Here is a 19,657-nt window from a genome sequence, read left to right as displayed (position 1 = left end):
TGATCGCCGAGGCCCGTCGGTGAGGCGCGTGAGCGCCACCCTCCAGATCGTCCAACCCTCGCGCGATTGTGCCTCGAAGCTCCCGGGGGCGGTCGCTCCTCGACGCCATGAACGGCGTTTGAATGCCGAGCTGGGCTCTCCCGCTGGGTCTGATGCGGACGGAAATACAATGCACGTTCATTCCGGCGAGGCAAGTGCAGAGATGGAAATTTGCTCAATACCCCTTCCCGAAGCTTCGACTAATTTTATTGCAATGCAAAACAAGCCTCGCCTCTCGACGTTGGTTGCACTGCTTCCAAAATGAGGCGCCGTCGGCTTATCATTTGTTGCAACGCGCACTTTCCCCGGCTAGAGGGCGGGACTTCCACTTGCGTGCCATCGATCGGCCGGTCCGTTCGTCCAGCGACGGGAGGAAGGAGGCCGCTTGGTCGCATGACGGCGTGATGCCGATCCACGGCAACGCTTTTGCCCTATACTCCGACTTCCGTTCGTCCGCGTTCGTAGAGTCGCCTTGTCCTATTCGTGTCCCGACATCGCTGCCGCTTGCGGGAGCCTCCTTCGATGAACCGGGAGCCGGCCGAGGCGGCGATCCCGGCGCCGCTGCGCTTCCTCCTCGAGAGCGGGCAGACGGGGCGCGAGATCCTGGCGCATCCCTGGGGGGCAACGCCGCTCGGGCCGCTCGAAACCTGGCCGCTCGCGCTGCGCAGCACGCTGGCGACGATGCTGGCCTGCCCGGCTGCGATGTTCCTGTCCTGGGGGCCTGAGGGCATCTCGTTCTTCAACGATGCCTACCGCCCGGTCTTCGGCGACCGTCTGCCCCGCGCGCTCGGGGCTCGGTTCCGCGAGATCTGGGCGGATCTCTGGGACGAGATCGGCCCGCTCGTCGACGCGACGCTGAAGGGGCAGAGCGTCTCGCAAAGCGACCTGCCCCTCACCATGCACCGCTACGGCAAGCCGGAGCAGACGTGGTGGAGCTTCACCTACTCCCCCGTGCGCGACGACGAGGGCCGCATCAACGGCATGATCTGCGTCACCGCCGAGACGACCGGCACGGTCCTCGCCGAGCGGGCGAGGCGGCGCAGCGACGAACGGCTGGAGATGGCACTCTCGGCCGGCGGCAGCATCGGCGTCTGGGACTGGGACGTGGCGGCCGACCGGGTCACCGCCGATCCGCGCTTCGCCACGCTTTACGGGGTCGATCCGGATCTCGCCGCCGCGGGCGCGCCGATCGATCACTTCTTCTCCGGCGTCCACCCGGACGACCTGCCCGGCCTCACGCAGCGCATCGGACAGGTTCTGCGCGAGGGCGGACGCTTCGATGCGGAGTACCGCCTGCGCCAGCCCGACGGCAGCATCCGCTGGGTCGCCGCGCAGGGGCGCTGTGCCCTCGCGGCGGACGGGACGCCGCTGCACTTTCCAGGGGTCAGCTTCGACATCACCGAGCGCAAGCGCACCGAACAGGCCCTGCGCGAGAGCGAGGACCGCTTCCGCGGCATCACCAATTCGATCGATCAGATGATCTGGTCGACGCGGCCCGACGGCTTCCACGACTACTATAACGAGCGCTGGTACGAATATACGGGCGTCCCCTCCGGCTCGACCGATGGCGCGGCCTGGGCGGGGATGTTCCATCCCGACGATCAGCCGCATGCCTGGGAGGTCTGGCGGCGCAGCCTCGCCACGGGCGAGACCTACCAGATCGAGTACCGCCTGCGGCACCGCTCCGGCGCCTATCGCTGGGTGCTCGGCCGGGCCCAGCCCGTGCGCGACGCGGACGGGCGCATCGTGCGCTGGTTCGGCACCTGCACCGACATCCACGACAGGAAACGCGCCGAGGAGCGGCAGGCCTTCCTGCTGGCCCTGAACGACCGCCTGCGGGAGGCGGACGAGCCGCAGGCCGTGACGCTGGCCGCCGCGGCCGCCATCGGCGCCCATGTCGGCGTCGGCCGCGCCGGCTACGGCGAGATCGACGAGAGCGGCGAGATCGTCCGGGTCGAGCGGGACTGGACCCGCGACGCGACGGTCGCGAGCCTTGCCGGCGAGGCGCGCATCCTCGACGGGTTCGGCCCGGCGGTCATCGCCGAGCTGCGCGCCGGGCGCACCCTCGTCGTCGAGGATTGCTACCGCGACGTCCGGGCGGGCCGCCGCTACGCCCCGGTATGGGATTCGATCGGATGCCGGGCGCTCGTCGTCGTGCCTCTGATCTGGGACGGGCGGCTGCGCGCCCTCGTCTACCTGCACGAGGCGCAGCCGCGGCTCTGGAGCCGCGAGGAGGTCGGTCTCGTCGAGGACGTGGCCCAGCGCGTCGGGCACGCCGCCGAGCGCGCCCGCGCGGAGCAGGCCGAGCGGGCCAATGCCCGCGAACTGCGCTTGATCGCCGATTCGCTGCCGGTCCTCGTCGCCCTGTTCGATGCGGGCGGGCTCTGCCGCTTCGCCAATGCGGCGGGGGCCGACTGGTTCGGGGCGCAGCCCCAGCAGGCGCTCGGACGGGATTTCGCCGCCCTGATCGGCGCGGAGGCCTTCGGGCAGGAGCGCACGCTCTTCGAGGGCGCGCTCGCCGGCCGCGAGGCCCGTTCCGAGCGCTCCTGGCCGCACCGGAACGGCGCGCCGCGCATCGCCGATATCCGCTACCTGCCCCGGCCGATGCCGGACGGTTCGACCGACGGCGCCTACCTCTTCGTGACCGACATCACCGACGCCAAGCGCGTCGAGGCGATGCTGGAGCGCGAGGTCGGCGAGCGCACCCGCGAGCGCGACCGGCTCTGGCAGACCACCAACGACCTGATGGGGACGGCCGGCCTCGACGGCTACCTGCGCAGCGTCAACCCCGCCTGGGAGCGCCTGCTCGGCTGGAGCGAGCGCATTCTGCTCGAACGGCCCTTCCTCGATCTGATCGACCCCGAGGATCGGGCCGAGACCGGCGCCGTGCTGGCCCGGCTCGCCGCGCAGGAATCCGTCACCGACTTCGTCGACCGCGTCCTGAGCCGCGACGGACGGCGGCGCACGGTGATGTGGACGGCGGTGCCGGAGGGCGACCGCTTCCACATCGTGGGCCGCGACATCACCGATCAGCGCCTCGTCGAGGAACAGCTGCGTCAGGCGCAGAAGATGGAGGCGGTGGGCCAGCTCACCGGCGGCATCGCCCACGACTTCAACAACCTGCTCACCGGCATCGTCGGCTCGCTCGACCTGATGCAGACCCGGATCGCCCAGGGACGCACCGACGCGCTGGAGCGCTACATCCGGGCCGCCCTTTCCTCGGCCAACCGCGCCGCCGCCCTGACCCACCGCCTGCTCGCCTTCGCCCGGCGCCAGCCGCTGGAGCAGAAGCCCGTCAGGGTGAACGCCCTCGTCGCCGGCATGGAGGACATGCTGCGCCGGACGCTGACCGAGCGGGTGCATCTGGAGATCGTCACCGCGGGCGGGCTCTGGCCGACGCTCTGCGATCCGCACCAGCTCGAGAACGCGGTGCTCAACCTCGCCATCAACGCCCGCGACGCGATGCCGGAGGGCGGCAGGCTCGTGATCGAGACCTGCAACACGCATCTCGACCGCAGCTATACCCGCCTGCACCCGGAGGTCGGGGTCGGCCAGTACGTCTGCATCTGCGTCACCGATTCCGGCCTGGGCATGCCGCCGGACGTGGTGGCCCGCGCCTTCGAGCCCTTCTTCACCACCAAGCCGCTCGGGATGGGGACCGGGCTCGGGCTCTCGATGATCTACGGCTTCGCCCGCCAGTCGGAGGGGCATGCCAAGATCTATTCCGAGGCGGGCCAGGGCACGACGGTGAAGATCTACCTGCCGCGCTATCGCGGCGAGGTGCCGGACGAGGCCGGCGCGGTCGCCGCCTCCGAGCCGCCGCGCTCCGAGCGGGGCGAGACCGTCCTCGTCGTGGAGGACGAGCCGGTGGTGCGCGACCTCGTGGTGGAGGTGCTGCGCGATCTCGGCTACCGCACCGTCGAGGCGCAGGACGGTCCCTCGGGCTTGAGCGTCGTCCAGTCCCCGGCGCGGATCGATCTGCTCGTGACCGATGTCGGCCTGCCGGGTCTCAACGGGCGCCAGCTCGCCGACCGCGCCCGCGAGGCGAGGCCCGGGCTCAAGGTGCTGTTCATCACGGGCTATGCCGAGAACGCCATGTTCGGCGGAGGCCAGCTCGATCCGGGGATGCAGATGATCACGAAGCCCTTCCCCGTAGAGGTGCTGGCCGCTCGGATCCGGGAAATGATCGAGCATTCGTGAGACCGAGCTTAACCGCAGGCCGCGTTCGGCCCCTCTTCGCGCGCACACGGCCCGTGCGAGTTGTGGATCGCCCGGAACGGCCCCACACCGCGCACGTTGACCGGCGCGGGACGAGATTTCGCAACGATTTCCTTCGAGCGGCAAGCGAACGAATAGACGAGCGGAATGGGTGCTGAAACGCCATCAGGCGGGATTCCGGGGCCGCGCGAGGCGAACGCCCCCTTCGACCTCGACGACGGCTTTCGGCGGTTCGCCGACCATGTGCCGCTGATGATGTGGCGCACGGACGATGCCGGCCGATCCACCTATCACAACGATTGCTGGCTCCAGTTCACGGGCCGGCCTCTGTCCGACGAGGTCGGCGACGGCTGGCGCAAGGGGCTGCACCCGGACGATTTCGAACGGCACGCACGCATCGTGGCGCAGGCGATGGAAACGCGCCTGCCCTTCACCGTGGAATTCCGCCTGCGCCGCCACGACGGCGCCTATCGCTGGCTGCTGGAGACCGGCCGGCCGCTCGAGGAGAACGGCGTCTTCTACGGCTTCCTCGGCTCCTGCTTCGATATCACCGACCGCAAGAATGCCGAGGATCACGCCGAGCACGCCCTGATCGAGAAGGAGACGCTGCTCGCCGAGATCTATCATCGGGTGCGCAACAACCTCCAAGTGATGGTCAGCCTGATCGGCCTCTACGGGCGGGCCGCACCCGAGAATTGCCGCGGCAGCTTCGACGCCCTCGGGCAGCGGGTGCGTGCGATCGCGCTGGTGCAGCAGCACCTGCACGAGGCCCCCCACATCGCCTCGATCGACCTGCGCGACTACCTGCACCGGCTCGCCTCCGGGCTCGGCCAGCTGCGCCGGGCGGGGCGGATCGGCGTCGTCGTCGAGGGGGACGGGACCAGCCTGGTCGAGCCGCGCACCGCCAACGCCATGGGCATGATCGTCGCCGAGGTCGTGGCGGAATGCCTCGACGCCACCAACGACACCGTGACGTGCGGCATCACCATCCGCATCGACGCCGGCATCGGCGCGCCGGTGCGCCTCTCGATCGTCTCGGGCTCCGGCGAGGCGGCGGCCGCGGGCAAGGAGGGTGTGCCGAAGCTCGGCCCCCGCCTGATCGCGGCTTACGCCGCGCAGGCCGAGATCGCGGTCAGCGGCACGGCGACGGAGGGCGATCCGCTGCTGCTGCAACTGCCCGAGGCGAGGGCTTACGTCCCGCCTTCGCTGCCGCCCGCCCTGCGCTGAGACGCTGCGGTCGCGACGGCGCTCTCGCTGCGCCTCGCAGCGCGAGGGCGCCGACGCTATATCGAAGAGATGGAAGCCCCCATCGTTCCGAACTCGAGTGCCATGCTGCCCGACCTCGACACCATCATCGAGAATTTCGAGATCCTCGACGATCCCATGGATCGCTTCGAGTACGTGATCGAGCTCGGCAAGCTGATGCCGAAGATGCCGGAAGACGCGAAAGTCGAGGACAATCGTGTGTTCGGCTGCGAGAGTCAGGTGTGGATCGACGTGTCCCTGGGCGAGGCGGCGGGGCACTCCGCGCTGAGGCTCAACGGGGACAGCGATTCCCACATCGTGAAGGGATTCGTGGCCCTGATGATCGCCCTCTACGACGGAAAGTCGCCGGATGAGGCGATCAAGGCCGATGGCTTCGACCTCCTCAGGCGCCTCGATTTCGGATCGCACATCACCTCGAAGCGTTCGAACGGCGTGCGCGCGATGGTGGACCGCATCCACAAGGATGCGGCCCGTCTGAAGAGGCTGAACTGAGCCGGCCCGAGACGCCTTACAAGCGTCGGCGGGTCGATCAGGAGCCGGGTTGTCCCAGATCGGTGACCACCCGCCAGGACCGCGTGCGCGCCCGTTCCGGCCCCGTCGCCTCCCGCTCGATCCCGTAATGTTCGGCAAGCCGGCCGAGGGCGATACGCGCGACGACTTTCGCCGAGCGGGCCGGCCAGCCCCGCTCTGACTCGATCCGCTCCAGCCCCTTGAGAAAACCGCACAGGTCGATCAGCAGGTCCGAGAGATCCGAGCCGACCGCCGCGAGCGCGAGATCGACGCGCTGGCGCGCGGCGATGGTTCGGTCGGTGGCCGCGGCCGGATCGCGCGGGCCGCCGCCATCGACCCGAGGGGCGGTCCAGCCGGTCGAGAGCTGCGGCAGCATCCGCGCCGCCGTCAGGTCGTGGCGCAGGCGCTCGCCGGCGGCGAAGGCGGCGGCATCGATCATCGGCTCCCCGTCGCGTCCGCGCCGCCGCGCCATCCAGGCGAGCGGACTCTCGGCCGCATCCCGCAGGCGCTGCGCCTCTCCCGTTCCCTCCGCCACCGCGACGAGGTGCTGGAGGCGGAAGCGGTCCGTGCCGCAGGCCTCCGCCCGCCGCAGCCGGGCCCGGCCGGCCGCCCCGATCACCAGCCGGTTGCGGCGCCCGTCGTCCCGGGCGGCGAGGTCGGCGGCCAGGAGCGCTTCGCCCGCCCGGGCCGGGAAACGCCCCGCCCCGAGCGAGACGCCGCGCCCTCCGCCGCGCACGATCAACGTTTCCGGTGCCGACGGATCGGGGAAAGCGTAGGCGCCCTCGCTCGCGAGGGCGGCGAGGAGGCGTTCGGCGTCCCGACCGATCCCACCCTCTTTGTTCGTGTTTTGTTCTTTCCGCATCACACCACCCGCACCAGCAACTGTGAGGGAGGCTAAGGGAAAACTATCCTAGTGCAAGACTTGACAGAGATTTGTACTGCCTTGAGTTGCAGCGTCACGCTCCGATGGCGCCGTCGGATCAGGCGGTCGCGGGCTCTGTCGGCGGCTTCTTGAGCACCTCGGCGATCTCGTCCTCGGATTTTCCGCGGACCGCGTAGCCCATCCGCTCGAAGCGCTCGATCAGAATTTCGCTGTCGCTGGCGGAGCGTGCGGCCCACTCCGCAAGCTGCGTGTTGAGTTTCGGGAGTTGTTCGGAGGGATTGTCTTCGCTCATGGCGGGTGAATGCAGCAGAAGCCGAACCGTTCCCGGACTTTGCTGTTGATAAGTTGATTCGGCTCCGCTTCGCCGACGACGGAGTCGGGAGCGGAGCCGAAAAGGCGCTTACGCGGCCTCGTCGTAATTGCCCGGGCGCGGCTGGCCCAGACCGATCGCCTTGGCGAGGTCGGAGCGGGCCTTGGCGTAGTTCGGGGCCACCATCGGGTAGTCGGGGGCGAGGCCCCACTTGGCCCGGTACTGCTCGGGGGAGAGGTTGTACTTGGCCCGCAGGTGCCGCTTGAGCGACTTGAAGGTCCGCCCGTCCTCGAGGCAGACGAGGTAGTCGGGCTGGATCGACTTCTTGATCGGCACGGCCGGCTGCAGCGGCTCGGGGGCCGCGGCCTGCGGCGCAACGCGACCGGTGCCGACCTGGATCAGGGCACCATGAATGCTGCCGATCAGATGTCCCAGCTCGGCGGCCGGAACCGGGTTATTGCTCACGTAGGCCGCCACGATGTCGGCCGTCAGGACGACGTAATCGACCGGCGTCTCGGTTTCGTTCATGATTTAACGGTGTCCCTTGGCAGTGTGACATCCGCAATCGGACGCGCCGGTCACCCGATCGGGCGACGAACATGGTTGGGCGCGGACCGTTTTGCGCAATTCACCCGCTTGTTTTCGGTTCTGAGTGACGCCCCCTCAGTCACGGGTTCTACCTAGAACATCGAAATTAGACCTGCAAGACAGAACGGGTATGCACAACTGAGCGGCTTGATCGCTGACTCGGATGGTCTCGTTAGATTGTGAATGCTCGCAAGGCCGCCTCGGCTCCCGGCGCGTCGCCTCCGCGGCGCGTCCGATCCGCGCCCCCTCGGCGCGACGGCTTGCGGCAGGGGACGCGGCGCGGCACACCGCCTCATCACACGCGATCTGAACACCGGAGCCCGGGAATGACCTTCGAGCCACCTCCCTTCGCGCTGCCGCCCGAAGCGCCCGCGGCGCAGGCGCGCCCGCACGCCTTCGAACTTCACGGCCGGCGCATCGAGGACCCCTTTGCCTGGCTCAAGGCGGAGAACTGGCGCGCGGTGCTGAAGGACCCGGCGGCGCTCGCGCCGGATATCCGCGCCGTTCTCGAGGCCGAGAACGCCTATGCCGAAGCGGCGCTCGGCGGGGCCGCGGCCCTGCGCAAGACCCTGGTCGCCGAGATGCGCGGGCGCATCCGTGAGGACGAGTCCTCCGTGCCCGATCCGGACGGGCCCTTCGCCTACTACACCCGCCACCGCGAGGGCGGGCAGCACCCGCTGATCTGCCGCCGCCCGCGCACCGTTCACCGGATCGCGGAGGAGGCGGAGGACGGGGAGACCGGCGAGCAGATCCTGCTCGACGGCGACCGCGAGGGGGAGGGGCTCGCCTTCTTCGAGATCGCCGGGGCGGCCCATTCCGACGATCACGGCCTGCTCGCCTGGGGCGTCGACACCAAGGGCTCGGAACTCCACACCCTCCGCGTGCGCGATCTGGCGACCGGCGAGGACCGCCCGGAGCAGGTCGAGTCGACCGCGGGCGATGCGGTCTGGAACGCCGCCGGCACCGCCTTCTTCTACGTGGCGCTCGACGAGAACCACCGCCCGGCCCGCGTCATGCGCCACCGCCTCGGCACCGATCAGGCGCAGGACACGGTGGTCTACGAGGAGGCCGATCCGGGCTTCTTCGTGAATATCGGCCGCACCCAGTCGGGCACCTACCTCACCGTCACCGCGAGCGACCACGAGACGGCGGAGGTCCACCTCCTCGACCGCTCGGACGACGAGGCGCCGCTCACCTGCGTCGCGCCACGCGAGCCGCAGCTGATCTACTCCGTCGAGCACTGGGGCTCGCACCTCGTCATCCTGACGAATGCCGACGGCGCCGTGGACTTCAAGATCGTCACTTGCCCCCTCGACGCGACGGGGCGCGAGAACTGGCACGACGCGGTGCCCTACCGGCCCGGCGTGATGATCCGGCACTTGCACGTGCTCGGCAACCACCTCGTGCGGCTCGAACTGGAGAACGCCCTGCCGCGCATCGTCGTGCGCGATCTCAAGGGCGAGGAGCACACCGTCTCCTTCGCCGAGGAGGCCTACTCCCTCGGGCTGCTGCCGGGCTACGAGTTCGAGACGGCGCGCATCCGCTTCGTCTACTCGTCGATGACGACGCCGAGCGAGACCTACGACTACGACTGCGTCACCCGCGCCCGCATCCTGCGCAAGCGCCAGAGCGTGCCGAGCGGGCACGAGCCCGCCGACTACGTCACCCGCCGCCTGTTCGCGACCGCGCCGGACGGCGAGACGGTGCCCGTCTCGCTGCTGCACCGGCGCGACACGACGCTCGACGGCACGGCGCCGCTGCTGCTCTACGGCTACGGCTCCTACGGCACGCTGATGCCGGCGGCCTTCCGCACCAATCTGCTCAGCCTCGTCGATCGCGGCTTCGTCTACGCCATCGCCCATGTCCGCGGCGGCACCGAGAAGGGCTGGAACTGGTACCTCGACGGCAAGCGCGAGCGGAAGCCCAACACCTTCACGGATTTCGTGGCCTGCGGGCGGGCGCTGATCGAGGCCGGCTACACGGCCAAGGGCCGCATCGTCGCCCATGGCGGCAGCGCGGGCGGCATGCTGATGGGCGCGGCGGCAAACCTCGCGCCCGACCTGTTCGCGGGCATCGTCGCCGACGTGCCGTTCGTGGACGTGCTCAACACCATGCTCGATGCCCAGCTTCCGCTCACCCCGCCGGAATGGCCCGAATGGGGCAACCCGGCCGAGAGCCGCGAGGCCTTCGAGACGATCCTGTCCTACTCGCCCTACGACAATGTCGGGCGACACGCTTATCCGGCGATCCTCGCGCTCGGTGGCCTGACCGATCCGCGCGTGACCTACTGGGAGCCTGCCAAGTGGGTCGCCCGGCTGCGCGCCACCATGACCGGCGGCGGTCCGATCCTCTGCCGGATCAACATGGAGGCCGGGCACGGCGGCGCGGCGGGACGCTTCGACCGGCTGGAGGAAGTCGCCCTGATCTACGCCTTCGCCCTGATGGCGGCCGGACGCGCCGCGAAGCCGGCTTGACCGGCACCGGTGCCGGCCGCACGAGACCACGCGGCCGGCGCCTCCATAAATTCTCGCGCAGAGGGCAGAAGAGCCTCCACGCCTCTGCTAGTCTGCGCGCGAGATAAATAAGAACAGAATAATAGAACGCTCGAAAGTCAGGGAGAAGACGTGTGAAGAACTTCGCCATCGCAGCCGCGATTCTGTTCGCAATGCCGGCTGCCGCCGTGGCCGAAACGGCGCCGACGCCCCAAGCGGCGCAGCCGGCCCCTGAGGGCGCGGAGAAGGCGCCGGCCTCGCCCCAGGAGCGTCAGCAGGCGAACGCGGCCAAGCTCGCGGGCCTCGTCCGCTTCGTCGGCGAATCCTGCAAGGAGGCGCAGCCCGATTACGAGCGCTTCAAGGCGGTCGTCGCCGCCATGGGCGTCGAGCTCGATGCGCTCTCGAAGGGTGAACTGCTCATGCGCAGCATGGGCTATACGGAAGCCTACCGGAAGGACGTGGAAACCAGTTGCCGTAAGGCGGTGGAGTTGTTCGGCGAGAAGGGCAGCGCGATTCCCGGCCTCGTCCTGCGCAAGGCTTCCTGAGGCACGACGCGGCGTCCCCTGCTTTAAGTGCGCGTTCACCGCGTTGGGCCAGACTGTCCCCACGAGTGGCGTGAGGCGCCCGGTTCCCATCGGGACCGGTCGCCGCAGGGATGGGCGTTCTGCGCGATGGGGGGACGGCCCGGTCAGGGACGAGGGCTGCGGCCGGGCAGGGCTCTCCTGCGCGCCGGGTTCGCCCTGGGCCTGTGCGCGGCGGCCTCCGCCGCGCAGGCCGCACGGCTCGTCTCCGCCAAGGGCGCCCAATCGGATGGCTTCGGCCGCATCGTCCTGACCTTCGACGGGCCAGTCGCGGTCAAGGCCCGCCTCTCGGGCGCCATCCTCGTGCTCGGCTTCGGCGAGACCGTCGCCTCGGGTCCGGAACGGATCGCGGCGGGTCTGCCGGACTACGTCTCGGTGGTGCGCCGCGACCCCGACGGCACCGCCCTGCGGCTCGCTCTCCAGCGGCCCTACCGCATCAACGTGCAGGAGGCCGGCGAGCAGATCTTCGTCGATCTTCTCCCGGAGACCTGGAGCGGTTTCCCGCCGCCCCTGCCCGCCGAGGTGGTGGCGGAACTGGCCCGCCGGGCCGCCGCCGCCGAGGCCAGCCTCAAGGCCCGCAACCCGGCCCCGCCGCCGCGGCCACTCGCCCTCGAACTCGCCCGCAACGACGTGCGGACCCGGCTCAGCCTGCGCCTCCCGGAGGGCTCGGAGGCCGCCTTCGCACCGAACGGCGCGGGCACGCGCCTGACGCTGCCGGGCCCGTGGCGCATCGACGACCATTCCCTCCGCGGACGCCTCGATCCGGGGGTGGGACGGGTCGCGATCGAGACGGATGCCGGCGAAGCGCGGATCGTCGCGATGCCGGCCGAGGGCGTGACGCTCTCCACCGCCCGCGACGACGACATCCTGACGATCGATTTCCTGGCCAAGCCTCCCAAATCCGCCGAGGCGCCCGCGCCGCCGGCGAGCGCGGCCGACGAGCCTGCAAAGGAAGCGTCCAAGGAGCCTTCGAAAGCGGTCGCGCCGCCGCCCGCCGCGGAGGCACCGGCCCGTCGCGCCGAGATCGCGCCGCGCAAGGCGGGGTCGGGCCTCGTCTTCCCGTTCTCCAAGCGCGTGCCCGCGGCCCTGTTCGAGCGGGGCGGTATCGTCACCCTCGTTTTCGCCACGACCGATCCGGTCGCGGTGCCGTCGCCCGGCGCGACCGGCCTCGTTCCCCTCGGACCCGTGGCCCGCAGCGGCGGCTTGAGCGTCCTGCGCTTCCGGCCGCCCCTGGGCCGCCTCGTGGATCTCGTGCCGGTGACCGAGCCCGCCGGCTGGGAACTGGTGGCGGGCGACGGTCTCGCGCCGAGCGAGAGCCTGATCGCGCAGCGCGTGGCGGGCACACCCGGGCGCGTCGGCATCGGTCTGCGTCTGCCGGAGCCCGGCCCGGCCGGCTGGCTCGACCTCGACGGCGAGCGCATCGCCGTCGTCACCAGCGAGGGCCGCCCCGCGGGCGTCGCCAAGACGCAGCGCTTCGTCGATTTCGAACTGATCCCGAGCCGGCTCGGCCTCGCGGTGCTCGCCCTCGCCGACGACCTCACCGTCCGGCCCAATCTCGACGGCGTCGCCATCGGCCGGGAAGGCAACCGGGAGACCGGGCTTGCGGTCTCGGGCGTCTCCCGCCCCGCCGACCCGCCCGTCGGCGCCGTCGGCGAACTCGTGATCGACCGCGACGCCTGGGAGAACGCGCAGCGCGGCGACGTGCGCGCGATGCTGCGGGACGGTCTCGCGGCGGCCGTCGACGCCCACCGCCGCGACCGGGGCGCCGCCCGCCTCACCCTCGCCCGCGCCCTGATGGCCAACGACCTCGACGTGGAGGCGCTGGGCGCCCTCGGAGCGGCCGCCGCCGAGGACGTGGTGATCGACGGGGACCGCCAGACGGCGCTCCTGCGCGGAATTCTGCTGATCCGGATCGGGCGCGCGGAGGAAGCGCGCAAGCTCCTCGCCGACGAGCGGCTCTCGACCAACCCGGAGGCCCGGCTCTGGCGCGGTCTCGCCGACGCGGCGACCGGTCGGTGGAGCGAGGCGGGGGCGGCTCTGCGGGCCGGCGAATCGGTTCTGGAGCGCTACCCCGAGCCGCTGGCCTCGCTGTTTCACGCCGCCGCCGCCGAGGCCGCGGTCGAGACGGGGGATTGGGAAGCGGTGGGTCGGGCCTCGACCGCCGCCACCCGGGCGGCGAACGAGGTCACCCGGGACCGGCTGACGCTCCTGCGAGCAAAGGTGGACGAGGCGACGGGGCGCGGCGCGGCGGCGCTCTCGGCCTACGAGACCCTGCGGCAGCAGGCGCCCTGGCCGCTTGCGGCCGAGGCGACCCTGCGGGCGACGACCCTCGGCCGCACGCTCGGCAAGGTGACGCTGCCCGATGCGATCGACCGGCTCGAGATCCTGGGGCTGACCTGGCACGGCGGCCCGACCGAGATCGGAATGCTGGGGGCGCTCGGCGGGCTCTACGAGGAGGCCGGCCGCTGGCGCAAGGTCTTCCTGACCGCGCGCCGCGCCAACGCGTTCAGCCCCGAGGCGCCGACGACGCGAGCGCTGCACGAGCGGGCGCAGGCCCTGTTCGAAGACCTGTTCCTCGGCGCACGGGGCGAGTCCCTGGGCGGCGTCGAGGCGCTGGCGCTCTACTTCGACTTCAAGGACTTCGCGCCGGCCGGCCGGCGCGCCGACGAGATCGTGCGTCGTCTGGCCGACCGCCTCGTCGCCCTCGATCTGCTCGATTCCGCCGACGAACTGCTCCAGTACCAGATCGAACGGCGCCTGGACGGTGCGGCGCGCGCCTCGGTCTCGGCGCGGCTCGCAACGATCCGCCTCATGGAGGGCAAGGCACTCCTGGCCCTTCAGACCCTCGACGCGACCCATCTTCCGGAATTGCCGGAGGACGTGCGCCGTGCCCGCGCCCTGCTGCGCGCCCGCGCCCTCTCGGACCTCTCGCGCACCGATCTCGCCTTGGAGACGGTCGAGGGGGAAACGGGCGCGGATGCCGAGCGGCTGCGGGCCGACATCCTCTGGGCCGCCCGGCGCTGGCGCGAGGCGGGAGAGGCCCACGAGACCATTCTCGGTCCCGCGTGGCGCTCCGGAAAGCCGCTCGACGACGCCGCGCGGGCGGACGTGATCCGCGCCGGACTCGCCTACGGACTGGCGGGGGAGACCCTCGGGCTCGAACGCCTCAAGGCGAAGTTCGCGGGGCTGATGGCCGAGAGCGCGGATGCCCGCACCTTCGCCATGCTGACGCGGCCGGACGCCGCCCGCACCGCCGCCTTCCGCGACGCGGCCCTGCGAGCCACCAAGGCGGAGACGTTGGCGGCCTTCCTCGCGGAGTACCGCAAGCGCTACCCCGAGACCGCCGTGCCCGAGCGCGGCAGCGAGGCGCCGGGAAGCCGGGCGGAGGCGCCGTCGCCGCCCCCGCCGGGCTGAGGCTCAGTAGGACGTGCCGCGACCGCGCTGCGCGTCAATGCTCCAGGGGCCGGGACCGGCAAAGGCGATGTAGAGGAAGACGAAGCAGAACAGGATCGCCGCGTCGCCGCCGTTCAGGGCCGGGAAGAAGCTCTTGGGCGCGTGGGCGATGAAGTAGGCGAACGCCATCTGGCCGGACAGGATGAAGGCCACCGGGCGACTGAACAGGCCGATGAGCAGCAGCGCTCCGCCGACGAGTTCGAGCAGGCCGGCAATGCCGGAGAGCGAGAGAAGCGGCGGGTTCATCGCGCTGGCGGGAAAGCCCAGGATCTTTTGCGTGCCGTGCGCCATGAAGACCAGCGCGGAGACGATCCGCAGCACGCTCAACATCCTCGGCGCCCACTGGGTGGTCACGGTCGTCAGATTCATGTTTCGACTTTCTCACGAAGGATCGGGCCGCAACCACGAATCGTGGCGGGCCTTCGTTCACCCTCCGTAGCTCTGAATCAGGGAGCCCGCCACGAGGGTCCAGCCGTCCACGAGCACGAAGAAGATCAGCTTGAACGGCAGCGCCACCGTCGCGGGCGGCAGCATCATCATGCCCATCGCCATCAGCACCGAGGCGACCACGAGGTCGATGATGAGGAAGGGGATGAAGAGCAGGAAGCCGATCTCGAAGGCGCGGCGCAATTCCGAGATCATGAAGGCGGGCGTGACGATCTCCAGGCCGATGGCTTCGGGGCCGGCGGGAACGGACTGGCGCGACATGTCGAGAAAGAGCTTCAGATCCTTCTCGCGCACGTTGCGCAGCATGAAGGTCTTGAAGGGGGCCGATGCCCGCTCGAAGGCCTGGGACTGGGTGATCTGTCCCGCCACCAGCGGCTCGATCCCGGCCCGGTAGGCCTCGCGGGCAGTCGGCGCCATGACGAAGGCGGTCAGGAACAGGGCGAGGCTCACCATCACCGTGTTGGGCGGCGCGGTCTGCGTGCCAAGCGCCGAGCGCAGGATCGAGAGAACCACGACGATCCGGGTGAAGGAGGTCGCCATCACGAGCACGGAGGGCGCCAGCGCCAGGACGGTGATCAGCGCGACGAGCTGAAGCGCGCGCTCCGTGGTGCCGCCGGCACCGAGATCGAGGGTGACGCTCTGAGCAAGCGCCGCCCCGGTTCCGCCCACGATCAGCCCAGCGGCCAGAAGGCCGGCCAGGAGACCGACCAGGAGACCAGCAGGCAGCGCGGTTCGGAGCGAGCGGCGGGGCGGGGAGGGGGTCATCGCGGGCCGCACCCTGCGGCGCGGGCGGACATTCGACAAGCGGCGGGAAGACACGCCGCCCGGGCAACCGCGCGCGGCGATCAATCGTCGCCGACGACGCCGGCCTCGTCCTGGGCCTGAAGCACGGCGGGGCGGGGCATCGAGATGATGTTGTAGCCCGAATCCACGAAGTGGATCTCGCCGGTCACGCCGCTCGACAGGTCGGAGAGCAGGTAGAGAGCCGAGTTGCCGACATCCTCCAGCGTCACCGTGCGGCGTAGAGGAGCGTGGGCCTTCTGGTGATTGTACATCAGCCGCGCGTCGGCGATGCCGGCGCCGGCCAGCGTCCGCATCGGGCCCGCCGAGAGCGCGTTCACGCGGATGCCGTCCGGGCCGAGATCCGTCGCGAGGTAGCGCACGGAGGCTTCCAGTGCCGCCTTGGCCACGCCCATCACGTTGTAGTTCGGCATGACCCGGGTCGAACCCGCATAGGTCAGGGTCAGGAGCGAGCCGCCCCGCGGCATCCGGGCGGCGGCGCGCTGGGCCAGTTCGGTAAAGGAGAAGCAGGAGATCGTCATGGTGCGCGAGAAGTTCGCGCGGGTCGTCACGTCGACGTAGCGGCCCTTCAACTGCGCCTTGTCCGAGAAGCCGATGGCGTGGACGATGAAGTCGATGCCGTCGGGAAAACGCTCATCGAGCGCATCGAACACGGCATCGACCGTGGCGAGATCCTCCACGTCGCAGGGCAGCACGATGTCGGAGCCGACGGAGGCGGCGAGCGGCGAGACGCGACGGCCCAGCGCCTCGCCCTGATAGGTGAAGGCGAGTTCGGCCCCGTGCTGGTGCAGGGTTTTGGCGATGCCCCACGCGATCGAATGATCGTTGGCGACCCCCATGATGAGGCCGCGCTTGCCCGCCATCAAACCCGTCATTCGCTCAAAATCCGTCCGCGTTCGGCCCGGCGCCGCATTTCCTCGCCCGAGGCTTAGCCCGTCCGGCGCGGGCCTGTCCACGCGTGCGGCTCCGATCCGAGTTCGGAACGCAAGAGCCCCGGCGTTGAGGCAGCGGGGCTGTGGGGTTCGTCTTGCGGGGTGCGGTCAGAAGTAGCCGCGGGTGCCGGACTGGGCGTCGTCTATCAACTTCTGCTTCGCGCGTACGGCCAGGCTGGCCGCCAGGGCCAAGCCGCATACGATGAACAAAGCGAGGATGACGATCATGGTACGACCTGCCTAACGAAGCAGGAACGCCGACGCAACGGTCATGTTCCTGAGATCGATCAGACTAAGTGTCGCCCTATGCTTTCGCCTCGTCTTCGCAACTGCGAGAACAGTCGAGCTGCAGCGCCGAGAGCGCGGTGCCGAAGGGGCCGGTCAGGCGTCGGGATGCTTCAGCACGAGCGTCGCGTTCGTGCCGCCGAAGCCGAAGGAATTCGACATCACGTGGCCGAGCTGCGCCCCGTCGCGGCGCTGGCGCAGGATCGGCATGTCGGCGAAGGCCGGATCGAGCTCGTCGATATGCGCGCTCTCGCAGATGAAGCCGTTGTTCATCATCAGGAGCGCGTAGATCGCCTCCTGCACGCCGGTGGCGCCCAGCGAATGCCCGGTCAGCGACTTGGTGGCCGAAATCGGCGGACAGGCGTCGCCCGCGCCGAACACCGCGCGGATCGCCTCGATCTCCTTGTCGTCGCCCACGGGCGTCGAGGTGGCGTGCGGGTTGATGTAGTCGATCTTGACGCCCTTCAGATCCTCCATGGCCTGGCGCATGCAGCGCACCGCGCCCTCACCGGAGGGGGCGACCATGTCGTGACCGTCGGAGGTGGCGCCGTAGCCCGCGACCTCGCCGTAGATCCTGGCGCCGCGAGCCTTGGCGTGCTCGTACTCCTCCAAGACCAGCACGCCCGCGCCGCCGGCGATGACGAAGCCGTCGCGGTTCACGTCGTAGGCGCGCGAGGCGCGGGAGGGCGTGTCGTTGTAGCGCGAGGACATCGCGCCCATGGCGTCGAACAGGACGGAAAGGGTCCAGTCCAGCTCCTCGCAGCCGCCCGCGAAGATGACGTCCTGGCGGCCGCCGCGGATGATCTCGGCGGCGTTGCCGATGCAGTGATTCGAGGTCGCGCAGGCCGAGGAGATCGAGTAGTTCACGCCGCGGATCTTGAACCACGTGGCGAGCGTCGCGGAGGCCGTCGAGGACATCGCCTTCGGCACGGCGAAGGGCCCGACCCGCTTCGGCCCCTTCTCGCGGGCGATGGCCGCGGATTCGACGATGGTGCGGGTCGAGGGACCGCCCGAACCCATGATGATGCCGGTGCGGTCGTTGGAGACCTCGCGCTCCTCCAGCCCCGCATCGCGGATCGCCTGATCCATCGCGATGTGGTTCCAGGCCGTCCCGCCGCCGTGGAAGCGCATCGCGCGCCGGTCCACGACACCTTCCGCATCGATCGTCGGTGCACCCGCGATCTGGCTGCGGAAGCCGTGCGCGGCCTGCGCCTCGGCACGCGTGATGCCCGAACGGGCCTCGCGCAGGGAGGCCAGAACCTCCTGAGTGTTATTGCCGATGGACGAGACGATGCCCATCCCGGTGATGACGACACGCCGCATGATGGCTCAAGCTGCTTGCGCCGCGGCTTCCGCGGCGTTTCTTCGGGGGTCAGTTAGGATGATGCGCGCCCAATCTCAACCGCGCACGGGCGCTCTTTCGCTCCCGGCAGGCTCGATCGCCGCGCGCAATCGGCGCCCGGCCGAGGCTCAGGAGCGGAAGAGGGCCACTCGCAGGTCGCTCGCCTCGTAGATCCGCCGGCCGTCGGCCTCGAGCCAGCCATCGGCGATGCCGAGCACGAGCTTGCCCTGGCGCACGCGCTTGATGTCGATGCCGTAGACGACCTGCTTGACGCTCGGCAGCACCTGATCGGTGAACTTCACCTCGCCGACGCCCAGCGCCCGGCCGCGGCCCTGCGAACCGAGCCAGCCGAGATGGAAGCCGACGAGTTGCCAGAGCGCGTCGAGGCCGAGGCAGCCGGGCATCACCGGATCGCCCTTGAAGTGGCAGGGGAAGAACCAGAGGTCGGGCCGAATATCGAATTCGGCCAGCACGTGACCCTTGCCGTGGGCGCCGCCCTCGGTCCCGATCGAGGTGATCCGGTCGAACATCAGCATCGGCGGCAGCGGGAGCTGCGCGTTTCCGGCCCCGAACAGCTCACCGCGCCCGCAGGCCAGGAGATCCTCGTAGGAGAAGCTCGAAGCGCGCTGCGGAGAAGCGCCGTCGGATTGCTGGTCGAGAGAGGCCATGGATGACGTACGGGTCCTCGGTGACGGACGGGTCCGACGGAACAGGGCGGTCGGAGGGTGACGGAGTGGGCGCCTCGTAGCACAGGCTTGCCGCGCTCACAAAGCGAAGTCGGTCGGATACGGCCCTCATGAATCGCGCCCGGAGCCACGCATTGTGCGTCCAGCCTGCCCACGAGCCATGCGTCCTCCACGCATCAAACCGGAGCTTGGGCTTGTACGGGTTGCCGCAGGCGCTGCGCGGCCGTATACTTTGCTAGCTTTAGTCATTCTAAATTAGTGGGAATCCTTCCCAGCCATGTCCGATCTGACGCCTCTTCAGGCCGTGCTCAACGCACGCTCGATCTCGCCGGCCGACGCGGTCAGCGGCCGTCGGGGCTGCCCGCTCTCCGACCTGCGCGACCGTCTGCGCCGGGCAGGTCTGCGGCCGACCCGCCAGCGCCTCTCGCTGGGCTGGCTCCTGTTCGGCCGCGGCGACCGCCACCTGACGGCGGAAATGCTCTACGACGAGGCGATGCGGGCCAAGGTCCCCGTTTCGCTGGCGACCGTCTACAACACGCTGCACCAGTTCACCGAGGCGGGCCTGCTGCGCCAGCTCGCTCTCGACGGGTCGAAGGCCTATTTCGACACGAACCCGAGCGAGCACCACCACTTCTTCCTGGAGGAAGAGGGCGAGGTGCTCGACATGCCGGAATGCGGCATCTCGGTCGATTCGCTGCCCGAGGCGCCCGAGGGCATGGAGATCGCCGGCGTCGAGGTGATCGTCCGCCTGCGCCGCCGCGCCGCGTCCGGCCGCGCCTGATTCGGCTTCGCGCCGTCCCTGAACGAGAAAGGGCCCGGATTTT

Annotated in this window: 15 protein-coding genes; 7 read left to right on the top strand and 8 right to left on the bottom strand. The window is 70.0% G+C overall.

Annotation, left to right across the window (positions count from 1 at the left end):
- The first annotated feature begins 561 nt into the window (after positions 1-561).
- The 3 genes from ACPCJR_RS17630 (at position 562) to ACPCJR_RS17620 (ending at position 6,015) form a co-directional block, all read left to right on the top strand.
- Positions 562-4,239 carry a PAS domain S-box protein gene (locus ACPCJR_RS17630; protein WP_391512801.1) on the top strand — a complete coding sequence of 1,226 codons (3,678 nt, stop codon included), beginning with the start codon at positions 562-564 and terminating at the stop codon, positions 4,237-4,239.
- A 165-nt stretch (positions 4,240-4,404) separates the two neighbouring features.
- Positions 4,405-5,484: a sensor histidine kinase gene (locus ACPCJR_RS17625; RefSeq protein WP_391512803.1), complete on the top strand. Its 1,080-nt coding sequence runs from the start codon at positions 4,405-4,407 to the stop codon at positions 5,482-5,484.
- 102 nt (positions 5,485-5,586) lie between these two features.
- Positions 5,587-6,015 (top strand): SufE family protein, encoded by a 429-nt coding sequence (locus tag ACPCJR_RS17620; RefSeq protein WP_391512805.1) that lies wholly within the window; start codon positions 5,587-5,589, stop codon positions 6,013-6,015.
- A 37-nt stretch (positions 6,016-6,052) separates the two neighbouring features.
- Here ACPCJR_RS17620 and ACPCJR_RS17615 read toward each other — a convergent pair whose 3' ends face one another.
- From ACPCJR_RS17615 to ACPCJR_RS17605, 3 genes are all read right to left on the bottom strand, one after another.
- On the bottom strand, positions 6,053-6,895 hold the full coding sequence (locus ACPCJR_RS17615; protein ID WP_391512807.1) for a DUF6456 domain-containing protein: 843 nt from the start codon (positions 6,893-6,895) through the stop codon (positions 6,053-6,055).
- Between the two features lie 118 nt (positions 6,896-7,013).
- Positions 7,014-7,208, bottom strand: a complete 195-nt coding sequence (locus ACPCJR_RS17610) for a hypothetical protein (RefSeq protein ID WP_391512809.1) — start codon at positions 7,206-7,208, stop codon at positions 7,014-7,016.
- Between the two features lie 108 nt (positions 7,209-7,316).
- Positions 7,317-7,754: a MucR family transcriptional regulator gene (locus tag ACPCJR_RS17605; protein ID WP_391512811.1), complete on the bottom strand. Its 438-nt coding sequence runs from the start codon at positions 7,752-7,754 to the stop codon at positions 7,317-7,319.
- Positions 7,755-8,140: 386 nt separating this feature from the next.
- Here ACPCJR_RS17605 and ACPCJR_RS17600 point away from each other — a divergent pair, with 386 nt between their 5' ends.
- The 3 genes from ACPCJR_RS17600 to ACPCJR_RS17590 all read left to right on the top strand — a co-directional run bounded on the left by ACPCJR_RS17600 (position 8,141) and on the right by ACPCJR_RS17590 (position 14,301).
- Positions 8,141-10,288, top strand: coding sequence for a S9 family peptidase (locus ACPCJR_RS17600; protein WP_391512813.1), 2,148 nt, complete (start codon positions 8,141-8,143; stop codon positions 10,286-10,288).
- A 152-nt stretch (positions 10,289-10,440) separates the two neighbouring features.
- On the top strand, positions 10,441-10,851 hold the full coding sequence (locus ACPCJR_RS17595) for a hypothetical protein (protein WP_391512814.1): 411 nt from the start codon (positions 10,441-10,443) through the stop codon (positions 10,849-10,851).
- A gap of 126 nt (positions 10,852-10,977) precedes the next feature.
- Positions 10,978-14,301, top strand: a complete 3,324-nt coding sequence (locus ACPCJR_RS17590; RefSeq protein WP_391512816.1) for a hypothetical protein — start codon at positions 10,978-10,980, stop codon at positions 14,299-14,301.
- 3 nt (positions 14,302-14,304) lie between these two features.
- On the opposite strand, the gene ACPCJR_RS17585 is transcribed toward ACPCJR_RS17590, so the two are convergent.
- The 5 genes from ACPCJR_RS17585 to fabA all read right to left on the bottom strand — a co-directional run bounded on the left by ACPCJR_RS17585 (position 14,305) and on the right by fabA (position 18,815).
- Positions 14,305-14,709 carry a DoxX family protein gene (locus tag ACPCJR_RS17585; RefSeq protein ID WP_391512818.1) on the bottom strand — a complete coding sequence of 135 codons (405 nt, stop codon included), beginning with the start codon at positions 14,707-14,709 and terminating at the stop codon, positions 14,305-14,307.
- Between the two features lie 57 nt (positions 14,710-14,766).
- A complete protein-coding gene (gene fliP, locus ACPCJR_RS17580) occupies positions 14,767-15,552 on the bottom strand; it encodes a flagellar type III secretion system pore protein FliP (RefSeq protein ID WP_391512820.1) in 786 nt (261 codons plus the stop codon).
- 80 nt (positions 15,553-15,632) lie between these two features.
- Entirely contained in the window at positions 15,633-16,463 is an 831-nt protein-coding gene (fabI, locus tag ACPCJR_RS17575; RefSeq protein WP_391512822.1) for an enoyl-ACP reductase FabI, read from the bottom strand.
- Between the two features lie 438 nt (positions 16,464-16,901).
- Complete coding sequence (gene fabB / locus ACPCJR_RS17570; RefSeq protein ID WP_391512824.1) at positions 16,902-18,128, bottom strand: beta-ketoacyl-ACP synthase I; 1,227 nt, start codon at positions 18,126-18,128, stop codon at positions 16,902-16,904.
- A gap of 147 nt (positions 18,129-18,275) precedes the next feature.
- On the bottom strand, positions 18,276-18,815 hold the full coding sequence (gene fabA / locus ACPCJR_RS17565) for a 3-hydroxyacyl-[acyl-carrier-protein] dehydratase FabA (protein WP_110352081.1): 540 nt from the start codon (positions 18,813-18,815) through the stop codon (positions 18,276-18,278).
- A gap of 295 nt (positions 18,816-19,110) precedes the next feature.
- Between fabA and irr the strand changes: the two genes are divergently transcribed.
- Positions 19,111-19,614 carry a Fur family transcriptional regulator Irr gene (irr, locus tag ACPCJR_RS17560; protein WP_391512826.1) on the top strand — a complete coding sequence of 168 codons (504 nt, stop codon included), beginning with the start codon at positions 19,111-19,113 and terminating at the stop codon, positions 19,612-19,614.
- The last annotated feature ends 43 nt before the right edge of the window (positions 19,615-19,657 follow it).

The organism is Methylobacterium sp. NPDC097929 (genome assembly GCF_049543375.1).
In the GTDB taxonomy this organism is placed as follows: domain Bacteria; phylum Pseudomonadota; class Alphaproteobacteria; order Rhizobiales; family Beijerinckiaceae; genus Methylobacterium.
This window is presented reverse-complemented; position numbering and strand designations above follow the sequence as displayed.